Here is a 14,704-nt window from a genome sequence, read left to right as displayed (position 1 = left end):
AGTGCTTTTTAGGTTTTATAAGTCACTTCAGGGAGATATGTTTTTTTTAAATGTTTAAACAGAACTTAGAGCAATGACCATCACCCGAATCTACACCGGCGCAGACAACGAATCACATTTCGAGGATTTTGAAATAGAACTGGAAGATGCCGGCGACATCGGACACCTTTCAGAGCGATTGGATGCCACGGGTATCATCTTCCGTCGCACCGATCCCGATTATAATTATGATTGGCACAATGCGCCCCGCCGGCAATATATCATCATGCTGGATGGTGCCGTAGATGTAGAAATAGGAGATGGAACCGTACGGCGATTCTCAACCGGAGACATTGTGCTGGTGGAAGACACCACTGGCCGGGGACATATCAGCCGGGCCGTGAATAATGGGCCTCGCACTTCTGTGTTCATTACCTTGGATTGATTGAAAACAGGCTTTTGAGTAGATATAGAAGGCAATCACGTACTCAAAGTTTTTTAAAGTGAAAGCTTAAGCTATCTTGTTACCCGATTCGCTAAAAGCAGCAGTATATGAATCTCAAAACCTTACCGGCGCTCTATGAAAACTTCTCCTATATATAGATTTACCGTACATCCGCTTCTGTTTGTGCTGGAATTTGTATTTAAAATTGCAGCCGGAGTGGTTGCCCTCATTGTTTTAGCCGCACCGGATTCTTTTTTGGATAAACTTGCTACAGGATTTGGTTCTTTGTCGGAGGTGTACCATAAGCTTGCCGCCTGGCCTGAGAAGTTAAGCTACATCAGCATGGTAATTGAGGATTATAACACGCAAACAGCGGCAGACTTTCATCAGCGATATGGCGGGCAAGCGATGGATCGCGTAATGGATATGTTGAATGAAGGCGTAGCTTTTTTCCAGGCCGTTTATCAAAATCTTGCCGAACAGCCTATAGCGACCATTGGCGCTACGCTATTGGCTTTTTTGCTGTTCTATGCTTGCGGACGCACATGCAGGTTTGTCCGCCAGCGCGGTCAGGGCTCATTCTTGGTGCGGAAAGAGCGGGAGATTGGGAATCGGATTTTTAAGAAGAATGAAGCCTAAGCACTATCCGCACATTTCGGTACTTATTATGCCGGACTAGTGCTCTTCCAGCCATTGAATGAAATCTTTGGTCACCGTATCAAACTGGTCGATTTCTTGTCCGGTTTCGGTTATTTCTATGAAATTGTGATCATAGTTTGGAAACTGTCGAAAGGTAAGGTTCTTTTTTCTGTGACGGATAAATTCAACGGGGATGATGTAGGAATTTTCAACAGCCACATTTTTATCCAGGGTGCCTACCGCCACATATATCGGGATATCAAGTTTTAAAAGGTGTTGAACGGGAGGTTCAGAAAAACTCACATAGCTGAGATAACTATTTCCATCCCACATTTTATGTGGCGATGGATCCTGGAACATCCGTTCAAACTGCACCAGAAGGGAATCAATTCGTTTTGTAGCCTCGACTTCCGAAATTTTTCCTGCAATAGCATCCTTCCTTACAAACATGATGAATTCCATAAGTTGGGGGAGTCCTCCTCCTGCCCAAAATCCAAGGTGCGTTACATCTTTATTTAGAGTAGCTAACTTTGCAGCTACATCCGTCCCCTGTGAGGTGCCTACCAATACGATATTTTCTGGTTGAAAAATCTCTTGCTGAATATATTTGATCACCCGGTTAACCCTCTCAACCCGAAAATCCAGTGTATTCTTTTCCCAATAATTTGATGGAACCGTAAAATCTTCTTTGTCGCTGAATGGAAATCCGTGTTTTGAGATAACAACGTAGGCATAATTATCGGGAATCAAATTATAGCTAAAAGGATCCATCGTGGAGCAACAGGGATTGGTTTCTATCCAGAGTGGAGCCGGATAAGAGCCGTCAATATGAATGAAAAGATGATCTTTCTGAAGATCCCTTGGAGCATATAGATAAAAGTTGATGGTATCATTGGGAGCTTCGATGGTGTATTCCCTGAACCCTTTATCACCAGGAGTGATCTGGGCAAAGCACAATGCCGGTATCAAAAGCAAAAGAAAGCATAAGGGTAGTAAAGCACATTTTTTAGTCACGTAGATTCCCGTTTTAAGATTGATACTATGTTAGCATTTAACCTGCTTAGTAAATTAGCAGTAGATATTTTTCATGGCGGCCCTTACCGGAATGTCATTGCCGACTGCTACACTTTATTTAAAGAGATACAGGGTATTTTCCGAATAGGAAATCAACGATACCTGCCGGCTTAAAAGTTCATATCCTGCCAATCCTTCCAGCTCATCTCCGTAGGCTTTTTTCAGGTTTGTGATATCTTTAAAGATCGTGGGTACACTGAAATAGGAAATGTCGCCAATGCCGATCTCATCCAGAACCCCTTTGGTAACCATTTGTTCATTTGTATCCGCTCCGGAAAGCTCGGTGTGGTGCAGTTCAGAGACTGATCCTTCCAACGGTTCAATCAAATTAAGTGACAGGAGGTTTGAGGAGGCACCACTATCCAAACCCAAAGTAAATTGCCGGCCTGAAGCCGAGGCTTCAAACAGAGGGAGATGACTTTCTAACTTGAAGGGGATAACGGAGACGGATAGCTGCGCACTTAATGCGGCTATAAAGTTTTTGGTTTGATCCGGGTAAATGAGTATCAGCTTTTGTTGTCCATAATTAAACAGCACATCGTAGCCTTCAAAGATTTCGTACCCGATTAAGCCGACAATGGGAGTGTGCAAAGTAGCCTCTAAATGAGAAAGGTCTGCGGTGAGCACTTGCTGGTTCTTCATCCGGATGCCATGGAAATTGAAATCCGGCAGCTCAATAATATCTAGGCTGTTGATGTGTCTATGTACTCCCTCCACAGAGCTGAATCTGGTTGCTCCCGAATCTGTTGCTTCAGTACTAAAATGCTGTTGATTGAGAATCAATCGTGGAGATCCGGAATCAAACAGGAAGGTCTTTCTTTCTCCTTGGATTGTCGCATCTACTAACAGCAGTTTTTCTTTTAACCGGAAGGGAATCTCTATGACCTTTTCTGTGGGTTTAATTACCTCCGGTTCTTCCTCCAGGGTCTTTACTTTCATATTCACCAGCTCCATTTCTGTGATTTTACCGTCTTCATTGACTGAAAACGACATCTGTCTTTCCCCCATCCCCTCATAATCGAAGCGGTAAAAATGTGTCACTGAACCATCAAGCGTTTCTTCGGACTTGATCCAGGTATAGTCATTTACCTGTTCGTTTAATTGAAGAATAAGCTGTTCCAGGATTTTCAATGAAATGGGACTATATCTGCCTGAAATAACAAAATCGTCCGATAAATAGGGCTTCAAGCCTTCCATAGACTGGTTATTTATGCTTTGGACGATACGATCAACCAGTTTCTCTTTGCTTGATTTCTCTTGTCCCCGGATTACTCCAAAAGCCAGCGTCCAAATAAGCAGTAGCAGTAAATAATTACTAATATCCATAGTGTGTACCTGGTGAATATTTAATGTTTTCACCAAGAATAACCTCCAGCATTTCACTCAAAAAATTTTACATCCGAAAGCATTCCTTTGACTTTTGAGTGTTAACATTTATTGGCTGAATGCGTAGGGGTGCCGTTCACATGATATAAAGCGCCGTTCGGATGTTCTATTTAATCCTGAACGGCCTGCTCTCTACCTTTAAATGAATGACACACAAAACCGATGTATAAGTTTGATGAAATCAACATTACTGACTCTCTTAACGGTGTTACTTCAACGCTTACGATAAAACACAGCATGTACATTGAACTTTTAGCATGAATCCCCGGATACCAAAACTGGCCGAAATTCTGATCCATATTGTGGCGGTGGTGGTTATCACAACCCTGGCAATTAGAAATTATGAGCTCATCAATTATATGGTGTTAGAGGGTGTTCCCATTTCTTCAGAATCTGAAGCTTATATCCTTCGCGGGTATTCTTCTTCGCCGGATACTGCTGCCGGTTCTGTTTTTCAGGATACAATGAATTCCGAAGTTACTTCCAGCTTTGGAAGCAGCAACGATGCACAGTCTTCTCAAACTAATCAAATGATTTGGCATGGCATTGTGTATGGGCTGTATCTCACAGGTTGGTTTGTCTCCTATTTTATGTTCTTCAAAAGAAATCAAAGCGCCCTTAAAAAGAAGCTGCTTGCATTGACTACGGGCTGGCTTGGTTTTGCTATTATTCATATGGTCATTGTGGTGTTTGCCGGAGTGATGCTTAACACTGAACCGACAACCAGCCAAACGACAGCTTCAGCTCTAACCACTCAGCCTTCCACCACGGTATTCAGGTTTGGCACTTTTAGTTCATTTTCTGATTCTCTGTTTGCGGTCTATTTTTTGATCGTGTTGGTGGCTTTTCTGGCACAAACGACGACTCAGTTTTTATACAGGTATCAGGAACTGGAGGAAGCCGATCATATGCAATCGGAACTTGCCTTGATAAGGGCTCAGCTTCGGCCTCATTTCTTTTTCAATACGCTGAATAACCTGTACTCCATGGCGCTTGAAAGTAAGAACGAAGCCCTTGCGGATGGGCTACAGAACCTAACCGGTTTGATGAGATACTCATTAACCCATAGCACCAAAAAACTGGTTCCGCTGAGAGAAGAATGGGAGTACATAAAACGTTATGTGGAATTACAGAAATTGCGATTAAATCCGGAATCCGTAGATATCAACATGGAGATAAGCGGTGATCTGCATTCGGCGCAAATCGCCCCGATGATCCTGATTAACTTTGTGGAAAATGCATTCAAGCATGGCATAAGCTATGAAAGGCCTTCCTTCGTGGAGATGAAACTTAACATCACAGAAACCTATATCATTTTGACGGTTTGTAACAGCAATCATCCCTCAAAACAGGAAGCCGGTGTTTCCGGGATCGGGACGGCTCAAACCAAAAAGTTACTGGCCTTGTATTATGAAGATGACTTTGATTTGGATATCCTGTCTAACCAGCAACAACATGAGGTGATATTAAAACTACCCCGCCGATGAAACTAAAAGCCATATCTGTAGACGACGAACCTCGGGCCCATCATGTGATCAGGCATTACGTGGATAAGATTGAGGAGCTTGAACTGATGGAAACATTCACCTCTCCGCTTAAAGCCGCTTCTTATTTAAAAGAGCAGCAGGTGGATCTTATTTTCCTGGACATCAACATGCCGGATATGGATGGGATGTCGTTATTGAAGGCGTTGAAGAATCCGCCGACTGTTATTTTTACAACGGCTTATGATGAGTATGCGGTGGAGAGTTACGATCATGAGGCGGCCGGTTACCTCTTAAAACCCATCGAGTTTCCCAGGTTCTACAAGGCGGTGATGCGTGTGCTGGAGCATAAACGGCAGGCTGTCCAACCCGGTCCTCAGCTTGATGCCAAAGCTTCTGCCTTGTTGCTAAAAAACGGAACCAAGATGCTAAAACTGGACTCTGCTGATATCCGTTACATTACGGCTTCCGGGAATTATGCGGAGGTGTTTATGCAAGATGAAAAAGTGATAGTGGACCACAGTCTAAGCGAACTCATGGAAGAATTCCTTCCCGGCTCATTCATTCGTATTCATCGTTCTACCATCATCAATGCCGATTATTTGCAGGAATATGAGTCCTGGCAGGTTAAGGTGGCGGACAAGAAGTTAGCCATTGGCAAAACCTACCGGAAAGAGGTGAAAGCGTTTTTTGAGGGCTAAGGGTTGGAATCACGGATTTTGTGGATTGTGGGATTCCACGGATTATTTTTGTGAGGAAATCTGTGTTTTAAGGAATGTGATTTTATATACTTAACGGAATTGTTCCCAAAGCAACGCCCCCTCGGATTAAGTTGATCCCGTTGGAGGTCTTAAAGCGAAACAGAATAGCATATGTACGAAGAAGTTTCCTGGTTTGTATATATCATCCGCTGTGGAAACGGCAGTCTGTACACCGGCTGTACCAACCATGTGATTAACAGATGGCGGGATCACTGCAGCGGTAAGGGAGCCAAATACCTGCGGGCATTTCCTCCCAAAGAACTGGTATATCTCGAAGAACAGCCCAATCAATCCGAAGCCTGCAAACGCGAATACGCCATTAAGCAGCTAAGTCGAAAGCAGAAGGAAGCGTTGATAGCACGTTTAATGGCAAAGGGTTAGTTTTTTTAGGATGATTATTGGGTTTGAGATCTTTTTGTGGCTGCCAATTATGGAACCGCATGGATTATAAAGCTTTACGACTCCGTAGCAGTCAAAAACGCAGGTAACCTTGGGTAAGCCCGTTGGGGTGTTAATTTGGGGCGATGATCGGGATCGGGCAACCCGGGGAAAAGGTGTAATAATAGAGAAGAATTTTTACCCCGGTGGGTGAAGGGAAGTAATGTTTAATCAAAAATTGAGCGGGGATGTTGTCTGTAGCATATCGCGGACCGGGAGGTCCGGAGTGGCATCCCCAACCGGGTGGTTGGGAACGAGGGGAAAATGTTTATCAAATATTGTCCAATCCCCAAAACATAAAAGCCACAAGATTCTGTTTATCAGTATCTTGTGGCTTTATATTTGTACGCCCGGAAGAAAGCAAAAGTCTTCGCTCTATTTCGTTTAAATGCACGTTATTCATGATCTAACGTGGATTCTATATTTCTGTTAAGTGAACAAAGAGAAGGTAAATGAAAGTTTTGTTTGCCGGAAAAATGTTCTTCTGTTAGATACTCTATTGACATATATCAAGATTAATTCCTGTCTTATATCAATGGTGTTGGTTCAATACCCCCTTATGTTATTCCTGAACATAATGAATAACATCAAATCCCCAATACCATGACTACTTCAACAAAAACTTTGTGGAAAATTGATCCCACTCACTCTGAAGTGCAATTCAAAGTAAAACACCTGGTTATTTCGACTGTCACCGGAAGCTTCGGTTCTTATGACGGAACGATTGAAACCGATGGTGACGATTTCAAAAAGGCTAAAGCTACCTTTAGCGCTGATATCGACAGTATATCGACCAACAATGAAGACCGGGATCAGCACCTGAAGTCGGATGATTTCTTCAATGCAGAAGAATTTCCCCAACTGAAATTTGAATCAGTGAATTTCGAAAAGATCAAAGACGGAGAATATAAAGTAACCGGTGACCTGACCATTCGTGATGTAACCAAAAAGGTACTTTTGGATGTGGTTCACGGCGGAACTGTTGTTGATCCATACGGCCAAACCAAAGCCGGTTTTGAAATTAGTGGATCTATCAACCGCAAAGACTTCGGTCTTACATGGAGTGCTGTAACAGAAGCCGGAAACGTTGTTGTTGGTGACCAGGTTAAATTGCAGTTAAACGTTCAGTTCGTTCAAAGCTGATTACAGCAATTTGTTGTTGATCCCCCAAGCGGATACTCTTTCAAAGGGTATCCGCTTTTTTATTTACTGCAATTCGGTGTACATTTTTGATCACAGGATTTCACCACAAGCTAAAGTCTTTTCTAATGTATGAACAGCTAAAAAAGAGCCTTCAGGAACATGTTACTTTAAGTGACAAAGAATGGGAGCTGTGCAAACATAGTTTTCGCCCAAAGCGTATGCTCAAAAGGCAATTCTTGCTTCAAGAGGGGGATGTTTGCAGAGAATTAGCTTTTGTTGAAAAAGGGGCCCTGTACTCCTACTCTTTAGATATGTCTGGAAATAAACGTGTGATTCGCTTTGCTTTTGAAGGTTGGTGGATGGCCAATCTCCAAAGTTTCTTTACAGGTAAACCCACACGTTTAAATATCGAAGTACTTGAAGATAGTGAACTGCTAATACTGGACCGAAAGAATCATGAAATGCTTCTTGAACAAGTTCCCCCTTATGAACGCTATCATCGCATTATTGTACAAAATGCTTATGTAGCTCTGCAGCGTCGCGTTGAAAATGCCCTGGGACTTACTGCGGAAGAAAAATATGAACGCTTGATCGCTGAAAGTCCAGCTTTCCTTAATAGGGTCCCCCAACATTTGATAGCCTCTTATATTGGAGTTAGCCCGGAAACACTTAGTAGAGTACGTGGAAGTTATAATCGTTGATCTGTCTCTTTTCAACAGAAAGAGAATTTTGTTTGCACATTCATTGATATATATCAAGAGTTTTTACTAACAGATATCAATGGTTTCAAGACCCATGACCGGTAAGTTTGCATTGAAATAATTATTCAATTGTAAACGAAAGTCCAATATGTCTATTACCAAACAAACGGTTGCCATTCTTGGTGCCGGAGGCTCAATGGGTTCTGCCATTGCAAAAAGCATTGCCGGTGGTAACTATCGCCTCCTACTATTTGACTCAGACCCAAAGCAATTAGGTGAGCTTTCACAACAAATTCGTGATAAACACCCTGAAGCTGATACCCATTTCATGAGCTGTCCTCACGAAACCAGCTGGGAAGCTGACATTATTATTCTTGCTGTCCCACATGAAGTCGAAAAAGAGCTGACTGACAAGATCAGAGATGTTGCCACTCAAAAAGTAGTGATCAGTATAGCAAATCCGGTAGATGAAGATTTCGAAAAGCTAACAACCAGGCCTGATACCAGTGCGGCTGAAGAATTGCAAGAGTGGCTCCCTCACTCTAAGGTGATTAAAGCCTTTAACACAACCTTCGCTGCTGATTTTGAGCAGCCAGTCATCGATGGGAAGCAAACCGATGCCTTTATTGCCGGTGATGACGAGGAGGCCTTAATAATAGTAAGTGAACTTGTAGAGACCGCAGGATTCAATCCAATAATTGCCGGTGATCTGACGGTGAGTGGAACTCTTGAACGCATGCAACTTCTGCTGATACAACTCACCATTAAAAATAATTATAAATGGCACGCCGGCTGGAAGATACTCCACTGAAAAGCCAATAGAACGTTAACACTAAAAAATTAGACTTATGATACTTGTAACCGGAGCAAACGGAGAATTGGGATCTCAAACCATCAATTATCTACTTGAGAAGGATCCCGATGCAAACATTGCCGGACTCGTTCGCAGTGAGCAAAAAGGAACAGAACTGAAAGCAAAAGGCATAGAGCTTAGAATTGGAGACTATACCGATTATGCCTCCATTGAAAATGCCATGCAAGGTGTTGATACCTTGCTATTGATTTCCTCCAGTACTCTTGATGGACGCGTTAAGCAACATGAAAATGTCGTTGAAGCTGCTAAGGACGCCAACGTAAACCACATCTTTTACACCAGTATTATTAAGGCTGACAAAAAATTAAGCCCGCTATCTCCAGATCATGCTTCAACTGAAAAACTAATAAAACAATCAGGCATTCCTTACACGATCTATCGTAATACATTTTATATGGAGTTCCTGCCATTGTTTCTGGGAGATGCACTTAAAACAGGACAGTGGGTATTCCCATCTTCCGGTAAACCTATCAACCTGGCACTTCGTTCTGAGATGGCTGAGGCATTAGCCAACGGTCTTCAGGATAAAGATCAGCACAAAAACAAGACCTACGAGATTACATCCGGCAAGTCATATACACTTGCCGAGATTGCTGATATGTTAAGTAAAGCAGCCGGCAAAAAGGTCTCCTACTCGGATATTTCAGTCCCCTACTTTGCAGAGGCTTTGCAAGGACTTAAGATAACAGAAGAACAAGCAGCTATGAGCTTGATGACTGCAGAGACCTTTTCTGACGGAGCCTTAGACTTCTCGTTTGATCACCTGGAAAAATTACTTGGTCGCACACCCACTGATATGCAAAGTTTTATCGACAAAATGACCACCCGTTAATTAAAACAATTTACTGTAACCTAATACTAAACCTAATACAACCATGAAAAAATTAACCTTTATACTATCTCTTTTAATTGTGCCTGCGAGCGTTTTTGCTCAGGATGTCTGGGTTGAAGACCCGGCTCACTCAAAGCTCGGATTTACTGTAACTCACTTGGGTATAGCTGATGTTCCAGGTTACTTCAGCGACTATAAAGTCAACATTACTTCTTCGAAGGATGACTTCAGTGATGCGCAAGTAGAACTCATTGTACAAACAGCGTCCATCGAAACCCGTGTAGATCAGCGCAATGATCACCTTAAAAGTGCGGACTTCTTTGATGTTGAAAAGTACCCGACCATGACATTCAAAAGCACCGGCATTAAAAAGTTAGCGAAAAACTCCTATGCACTCACCGGTAACCTGACCTTACACGGCATCACAAAAGAAGTAAAGGTACATATGGTCTACCGTGGAAAAGTTCAGAATGAAATGACCTATGGAGCCCTTAAAGCCGGCATTCAAATTACCGGAACCATCGATCGCTCAGACTTTGACCTCGGCAATGGCTTTCCCCCACCCATGATCAGCAATAAGGTGCAAATTAAAGCCGATGGTGAATTTACCAAGCAAGATAGCTGATAGATGACCAGGGCCATGAGGGTGAATCTTTATGACCTTTTACTCCAATTGAATCCAACTATGTTTTTTCACTGAACCTCAAAACCACACTTAATTAGATCTAACCATGAGCACTGATAATACATATACTACTCCATCAGAAACCCGTGTCGGACATGTACACCTGAAAGTTTCTGACCTTGATAAAGCCCTTGGGTTCTATCGCGATCTGCTAGGTTTTGAGTTAACCACTATGTATGGAGAACAGGCCGCATTTCTATCTGCAGGTGGCTACCACCATCATATCGGGTTGAACACCTGGCACAGCCATGGCGGCTCTCCTGCACCTCGAAATAGCCCGGGTTTGTATCATACGGCATTTTTGTATCCGACCCGGAAAGACTTAGCGGTCATACTTAAAAGACTCATTGACAAAGAGTACCCTATTGGCGGAGCCAGTGACCATGGAGTTTCTGAAGCAATCTATCTTCAGGATCCAGATGGAAATGGAGTAGAACTATACCGGGACCGCCCACAAAAAGAATGGGAGTACGATAAAGATGGCTCGGTGAAAATGGTTACCAAACCTCTGGATCTGAAAGATCTTCTAAGCGAGTTGGATGATTGATCATCTGTGAACTTAAATAATTACTCAAAGACAACACTTTCTACTATTATTATGAAAAAACTAAAAATTACCTACTGGATTTCTACCCTTCTATTTAGCGCAATGATGTTATTCAGTGCAACCATGTATTTCACTAGTCCTGAGATGGCTCAAACGTTTCAGCACTTAGGATTCCCGGATTATTTCCGTGTGGAATTGGGTATCGCTAAATACCTTGGTGTTCTGATGTTACTAACTCCTTTTTACGGTCGCCTTAAAGAATGGGTTTATGCCGGATTTTCCATCAACATGATCTCAGGGAGTATTGCGCATGCTGCACAAAGTGACCCTGCTTCAGCTGTCATCACTCCGCTTGTCATGTTGGCTATTCTTGGATTGTCCTATTATACATTTCATAAGCTGAATGATGACCTACAACCTGAGGTAGTAAAAAATATAGTTCAAACAGCTTCTTGAGAACTTTATCATGATACACATTACCAAAGCAAATAAGAGACGAGTCGTCAGGTGGGGACCTTTTACATCGAGGTTCCTGCCGCTTGGCAAACCATTCAAAGAGTTGAATGATCACGGACTTGCACAGATCGGGCGGCTGGAACATGCTACCCTAGAGGGCGGAGCTTTAGTCCCAATGCACATGCATCAAAATGAAGAGATCCTCTCTTAACTAAGAAGAGGAACCATGCATCATAAAGACAGCGACGGAAACGATCTCGGAATTCATAGCAAGCACTTTATGCTAATGAACGCAGGAAGTGGGATCTATCATGAAGAAGGTGTTCCTGAGGATGAGGATACCGTAGAAATGCTCCAGATATTCATTCGGCCCAAAGCCGACGGCCTCAAACCCAGTATTCAGTTTCTGGAACCGAAAGAAACCTCCAGCCTTAATACCTGGCGCCTTTTAGCGGGACATGAACGCTCACAAGCACCTATGATTTTCAGAAGTGAGGTTTTGTTTTATGATGCATTACTTGAGAAAGGCCTTAATCTTGTAACACCGGAACTGAATGGTAAAACCGGTCTGTTGTATGTATTTCATGGAAGCGGTAGCATCGGAAATTCAGGTGTGATTGTTGAAAAAGGCGACTCCATTGTCATCAAAGATCAGCTGATTAACATAAAAAGCCATGATGATGCTGATTTGGTCTTCTTTGTTTTGGATGAAAATGCACCCTTCAGCCGTAACGGGTTATTCGCTAAGTAATTTGCGAATTAGGCAAGATAAATCAGTAATCAGCATTGGGAGCAATCTCTTTGATAACCCGGGCAGGATTACCTGCGATCACTACATTATCCCCGAAATTTTTTGTAACAACAGCACCTGAAGCTACAACTACATTGTGACCCAGGGTCACTCCAGGATTTAAGATTGCATGCCCTCCTATCCAACAGTTATTTCCGATGGTTACGGGCCTTGCTAATTCTAGTCCACTGCTTCTTTCTTTGGGATTTAGGGGATGGGTCGAAGTGTAGATTCCAACCTGAGGACCTATTAAGCAATTATTGCCTATTGTCACTTCAGCAGCATCGAGGATCACACAATCAAAATTGGCATAAAAATTCTCGCCAACTGTAATATGCACTCCATAATCACACCTGAAATTAGACTCTATGTAAATCTTTTCCCCGGTAACTTTAAATAAAGACTTCAAAATTTGACCTCTCATGCTTTTGTCATTTGCAGGTACCTGATTAAACTGACTTGTCATACGACGAGCATGAAGTCTCATCCTTACCAATTGACTGTCAGACGGATCGTATAACCTACCCACAAGCATTTTTTCTTTTTCGGTCATATCGCAAATTATTTTTTTGAAACCGGTGAAAGATAGTCTTAAAACTGCAATCAAGAATTGAGATATATTGTAAACCTTCAGCAAAATGTTGGTGAAAATGCTTTAACTAAAGTAATGAGACAAGGTGAGGGAAGTGATGTGTTGGAACTGGCCACTGAGATTCGAAATCAGATATCAAATGGAAACTCCATGTATGTAAAATATCCGGACTCAAATAGAAGATGGTTGTATTTAACCAACCTTTTTTAGTTCTTAGCTGCATAACTGGATGAATTCCGTCCAGTAATGCAGTTGAAAACTAAAATGAACAACGGGAACACATACGAATACCTTAGCCGCTACTTAGACCAACTCCGAAGCAGAGGGCGATATACGTTTACCGGGGATGAAATCATTGCAGAGTTCAACTTATCTGATGAAGCCTATCAAAAAGTTATTCAACGTTTAACCGATAAAGAACGAATATCAAGACTTAGGCAGAATTTCTACCTAATCATCCCTCCGGAATACGCATCCCTCCAAACTCTTCCATTAGGCTATTTCATTGATGATCTGATGAAATTTCTGGAACGGGATTATTATGTAGGCCTGCTAACCGCAGCTATGTATCATGGAGCTGCGCATCAACAGCCGCAAACACAATTCGTGGTCTCTGAGCCTCCTTATTTAAGACCGATCAAAAACAGGCCACAATCTATTGTCTTTTGCTTGAAAAAAGGTTGGAATGCTGATTTTGTAACTCAGCAGAAAACAGATGCAGGGTACATAAATATTTCGAGTCCAGCATTAACGGCTCTTGATTTAATCTTTTACTCAGACCGTATTGGGGGCATAAACCGGGCTACCACGGTTCTGGCTGAATTAGTCTTTGAGCTGAAACCAGACCCACTGGCAAAAGCCGCAGAGGATTTCCCTCAAACCACAACCCTTCAACGCTTGGGTTATTTGTTTGATGAGGTTCTTCAGGAAACCACACTGGCTGATGCCATACATAGTGTATTAGACAACCGGAAATACTACCCAGCTCAGCTAAATCCCAAAACAGACAGTGAAAACCAAAAAACACCAAACCGTTGGAAAATAATACCAAACACGAATGTAGAGATTGACGAACTATGATCCCTAAAGCGTATATAGATGCATGGCGATCCGTAGCCCCTTGGACTGAATCTTCACAGATTGAACAGGATTTGGTTATTTCCAGAGCCGTTGTAGAGATATTTTCCAATGACTATTTAAAGGAAAACCTTGCATTCCGAGGCGGGACAGCTCTCCATAAATTATTCTTGAATCCACAGGCAAGGTATTCTGAAGATATCGATTTGGTACAGCTACATTCTGGTCCTGCCAAACCCATGCTTGAAGCTATTCGGGATCAATTAATATTCTTGGGTGGGAAAGATGACCGGCAAGTAAAACTGAATGAGCATAATTGCACAGTTTACTATCAGTTTGAGACTGAGGTAAGTCCTCCGCCAAGCATGCGGGTAAAAATTGAAATCAATACACGGGAACACTTCAATGTGTTGGGGTTACAGAAAGAAACGTTTCAGTGGATAATCCTTGGTATCAAGGGAGTGCAGAAGTAACGACTTACCAGCCGGAAGAGCTTATAGGTACAAAACTCAGGGCATTATATCAGCGTAAAAAAGGACGTGATTTATTTGACTTACATTATGCCATAGAGAATCTTGATCTGGACGTCGACAAAATCATTGAGTGTTTTCATGCATATATGAATAAGGAAGAGAATAAAGCTCCCTCAGCACGGGAGTTTGAAATGAATTTGGAAGAGAAAATGAAAGACGAGGAGTTTACAGGGGATATTATGGCTTTGCTTAGACCTGAAGTTGAGTATGAGCAGGATAAAGCATTTGAAAATATTAGTTCAAATTTAATTCAGAAGTTATAAAACAA

General features: G+C 42.3%; 20 protein-coding genes. 17 read left to right on the top strand and 3 right to left on the bottom strand.

What is annotated here, in order from left to right; all coding sequences use genetic code 11:
- Nucleotides 1-73 precede the first annotated feature (73 nt).
- Both FN815_RS07105 and FN815_RS07100 read left to right on the top strand, forming a co-directional pair.
- Complete coding sequence (locus FN815_RS07105) at nt 74-424, top strand: cupin domain-containing protein (protein ID WP_142453937.1); 351 nt, start codon at nt 74-76, stop codon at nt 422-424.
- Between the two features lie 135 nt (nt 425-559).
- Complete coding sequence (locus FN815_RS07100) at nt 560-1,063, top strand: hypothetical protein (RefSeq protein WP_142453936.1); 504 nt, start codon at nt 560-562, stop codon at nt 1,061-1,063.
- 36 nt (nt 1,064-1,099) lie between these two features.
- On the opposite strand, the gene FN815_RS07095 is transcribed toward FN815_RS07100, so the two are convergent.
- The gene (locus FN815_RS07095; protein WP_142453935.1) at nt 1,100-2,077 is read right to left on the bottom strand and encodes an alpha/beta hydrolase family protein; all 978 of its coding nucleotides are present in this window, start codon (nt 2,075-2,077) and stop codon (nt 1,100-1,102) included.
- Nucleotides 2,078-2,191: 114 nt separating this feature from the next.
- Entirely contained in the window at nt 2,192-3,463 is a 1,272-nt protein-coding gene (locus FN815_RS07090; protein WP_142453934.1) for an aspartyl protease family protein, read from the bottom strand.
- A 317-nt stretch (nt 3,464-3,780) separates the two neighbouring features.
- On the opposite strand from FN815_RS07090, the gene FN815_RS07085 reads away from it, so the two are divergent.
- The 12 genes from FN815_RS07085 (at nt 3,781) to FN815_RS07030 (ending at nt 12,195) form a co-directional block, all read left to right on the top strand.
- On the top strand, nt 3,781-5,010 hold the full coding sequence (locus FN815_RS07085) for a sensor histidine kinase (RefSeq protein ID WP_142453933.1): 1,230 nt from the start codon (nt 3,781-3,783) through the stop codon (nt 5,008-5,010).
- Nucleotides 5,007-5,708 (top strand): LytR/AlgR family response regulator transcription factor, encoded by a 702-nt coding sequence (locus FN815_RS07080; protein WP_142453932.1) that lies wholly within the window; start codon nt 5,007-5,009, stop codon nt 5,706-5,708. The genes FN815_RS07085 and FN815_RS07080 overlap by 4 nt, the downstream gene beginning before the upstream one ends.
- Nucleotides 5,709-5,879: 171 nt before the next feature.
- Nucleotides 5,880-6,149 (top strand): GIY-YIG nuclease family protein, encoded by a 270-nt coding sequence (locus FN815_RS07075; RefSeq protein ID WP_142453931.1) that lies wholly within the window; start codon nt 5,880-5,882, stop codon nt 6,147-6,149.
- Nucleotides 6,150-6,809: 660 nt separating this feature from the next.
- Nucleotides 6,810-7,349 (top strand): YceI family protein, encoded by a 540-nt coding sequence (locus FN815_RS07070; RefSeq protein WP_142453930.1) that lies wholly within the window; start codon nt 6,810-6,812, stop codon nt 7,347-7,349.
- A 125-nt stretch (nt 7,350-7,474) separates the two neighbouring features.
- Nucleotides 7,475-8,050, top strand: a complete 576-nt coding sequence (locus FN815_RS07065; protein WP_142453929.1) for a Crp/Fnr family transcriptional regulator — start codon at nt 7,475-7,477, stop codon at nt 8,048-8,050.
- Nucleotides 8,051-8,198: 148 nt separating this feature from the next.
- Complete coding sequence (locus FN815_RS07060; RefSeq protein ID WP_142453928.1) at nt 8,199-8,861, top strand: NADPH-dependent F420 reductase; 663 nt, start codon at nt 8,199-8,201, stop codon at nt 8,859-8,861.
- A gap of 37 nt (nt 8,862-8,898) precedes the next feature.
- Entirely contained in the window at nt 8,899-9,756 is an 858-nt protein-coding gene (locus tag FN815_RS07055; protein ID WP_142453927.1) for an SDR family oxidoreductase, read from the top strand.
- Nucleotides 9,757-9,799: 43 nt separating this feature from the next.
- Nucleotides 9,800-10,381 carry a YceI family protein gene (locus tag FN815_RS07050; RefSeq protein ID WP_142453926.1) on the top strand — a complete coding sequence of 194 codons (582 nt, stop codon included), beginning with the start codon at nt 9,800-9,802 and terminating at the stop codon, nt 10,379-10,381.
- A 106-nt stretch (nt 10,382-10,487) separates the two neighbouring features.
- Nucleotides 10,488-10,988 (top strand): VOC family protein, encoded by a 501-nt coding sequence (locus tag FN815_RS07045; RefSeq protein WP_142453925.1) that lies wholly within the window; start codon nt 10,488-10,490, stop codon nt 10,986-10,988.
- 51 nt (nt 10,989-11,039) lie between these two features.
- Nucleotides 11,040-11,444 carry a DoxX family protein gene (locus FN815_RS07040; RefSeq protein ID WP_142453924.1) on the top strand — a complete coding sequence of 135 codons (405 nt, stop codon included), beginning with the start codon at nt 11,040-11,042 and terminating at the stop codon, nt 11,442-11,444.
- A 10-nt stretch (nt 11,445-11,454) separates the two neighbouring features.
- Nucleotides 11,455-11,655: a hypothetical protein gene (locus tag FN815_RS19005; protein ID WP_142453923.1), complete on the top strand. Its 201-nt coding sequence runs from the start codon at nt 11,455-11,457 to the stop codon at nt 11,653-11,655.
- Between the two features lie 15 nt (nt 11,656-11,670).
- The gene (locus FN815_RS07030) at nt 11,671-12,195 is read left to right on the top strand and encodes a pirin family protein (RefSeq protein WP_142453922.1); all 525 of its coding nucleotides are present in this window, start codon (nt 11,671-11,673) and stop codon (nt 12,193-12,195) included.
- A gap of 22 nt (nt 12,196-12,217) precedes the next feature.
- Here the strand turns inward: FN815_RS07030 and FN815_RS07025 are convergent, their stop codons facing one another.
- Nucleotides 12,218-12,787 (bottom strand): sugar O-acetyltransferase, encoded by a 570-nt coding sequence (locus FN815_RS07025; RefSeq protein ID WP_142453921.1) that lies wholly within the window; start codon nt 12,785-12,787, stop codon nt 12,218-12,220.
- 303 nt (nt 12,788-13,090) lie between these two features.
- Here FN815_RS07025 and FN815_RS07020 point away from each other — a divergent pair, with 303 nt between their 5' ends.
- Genes FN815_RS07020 through FN815_RS19210 form a run of 3 tightly spaced genes read left to right on the top strand, consistent with a single transcriptional unit; the run spans nt 13,091 to nt 14,699 of the window.
- Nucleotides 13,091-13,906, top strand: coding sequence for a type IV toxin-antitoxin system AbiEi family antitoxin domain-containing protein (locus tag FN815_RS07020; protein ID WP_185957206.1), 816 nt, complete (start codon nt 13,091-13,093; stop codon nt 13,904-13,906).
- The gene (locus FN815_RS19215; RefSeq protein WP_221930267.1) at nt 13,903-14,376 is read left to right on the top strand and encodes a nucleotidyl transferase AbiEii/AbiGii toxin family protein; all 474 of its coding nucleotides are present in this window, start codon (nt 13,903-13,905) and stop codon (nt 14,374-14,376) included. Before FN815_RS07020 ends, FN815_RS19215 begins: the two co-directional genes overlap by 4 nt.
- The gene (locus FN815_RS19210; RefSeq protein ID WP_221930266.1) at nt 14,340-14,699 is read left to right on the top strand and encodes a nucleotidyl transferase AbiEii/AbiGii toxin family protein; all 360 of its coding nucleotides are present in this window, start codon (nt 14,340-14,342) and stop codon (nt 14,697-14,699) included. Before FN815_RS19215 ends, FN815_RS19210 begins: the two co-directional genes overlap by 37 nt.
- Nucleotides 14,700-14,704: the final 5 nt, after the last annotated feature.

The sequence above is a fragment of the Gracilimonas mengyeensis genome (genome assembly GCF_900182705.1).
GTDB lineage: Bacteria > Bacteroidota > Rhodothermia > Balneolales > Balneolaceae > Gracilimonas > Gracilimonas mengyeensis.
The sequence above is the reverse complement of the archived record's forward strand: the minus strand, read 5'-3'. Positions and strand labels throughout refer to the sequence as shown.

Coding starts and splice junctions, on each gene's coding strand:
- FN815_RS07045 (WP_142453925.1), top strand. CDS start 10,488: ATGAGCACTGATAATACATATACTACTCCATCAGAAACCCGTGTCGGA.
- FN815_RS07055 (WP_142453927.1), top strand. CDS start 8,899: ATGATACTTGTAACCGGAGCAAACGGAGAATTGGGATCTCAAACCATC.
- FN815_RS07070 (WP_142453930.1), top strand. CDS start 6,810: ATGACTACTTCAACAAAAACTTTGTGGAAAATTGATCCCACTCACTCT.
- FN815_RS07025 (WP_142453921.1), bottom strand. CDS start 12,787: ATGACCGAAAAAGAAAAAATGCTTGTGGGTAGGTTATACGATCCGTCT.
- FN815_RS19215 (WP_221930267.1), top strand. CDS start 13,903: ATGATCCCTAAAGCGTATATAGATGCATGGCGATCCGTAGCCCCTTGG.
- FN815_RS07080 (WP_142453932.1), top strand. CDS start 5,007: ATGAAACTAAAAGCCATATCTGTAGACGACGAACCTCGGGCCCATCAT.
- FN815_RS07075 (WP_142453931.1), top strand. CDS start 5,880: ATGTACGAAGAAGTTTCCTGGTTTGTATATATCATCCGCTGTGGAAAC.
- FN815_RS07090 (WP_142453934.1), bottom strand. CDS start 3,463: ATGGATATTAGTAATTATTTACTGCTACTGCTTATTTGGACGCTGGCT.
- FN815_RS19005 (WP_142453923.1), top strand. CDS start 11,455: ATGATACACATTACCAAAGCAAATAAGAGACGAGTCGTCAGGTGGGGA.
- FN815_RS07060 (WP_142453928.1), top strand. CDS start 8,199: ATGTCTATTACCAAACAAACGGTTGCCATTCTTGGTGCCGGAGGCTCA.
- FN815_RS07065 (WP_142453929.1), top strand. CDS start 7,475: ATGTATGAACAGCTAAAAAAGAGCCTTCAGGAACATGTTACTTTAAGT.
- FN815_RS07085 (WP_142453933.1), top strand. CDS start 3,781: ATGAATCCCCGGATACCAAAACTGGCCGAAATTCTGATCCATATTGTG.
- FN815_RS07040 (WP_142453924.1), top strand. CDS start 11,040: ATGAAAAAACTAAAAATTACCTACTGGATTTCTACCCTTCTATTTAGC.
- FN815_RS07050 (WP_142453926.1), top strand. CDS start 9,800: ATGAAAAAATTAACCTTTATACTATCTCTTTTAATTGTGCCTGCGAGC.
- FN815_RS07020 (WP_185957206.1), top strand. CDS start 13,091: ATGAACAACGGGAACACATACGAATACCTTAGCCGCTACTTAGACCAA.
- FN815_RS07030 (WP_142453922.1), top strand. CDS start 11,671: ATGCATCATAAAGACAGCGACGGAAACGATCTCGGAATTCATAGCAAG.
- FN815_RS07100 (WP_142453936.1), top strand. CDS start 560: ATGAAAACTTCTCCTATATATAGATTTACCGTACATCCGCTTCTGTTT.
- FN815_RS07105 (WP_142453937.1), top strand. CDS start 74: ATGACCATCACCCGAATCTACACCGGCGCAGACAACGAATCACATTTC.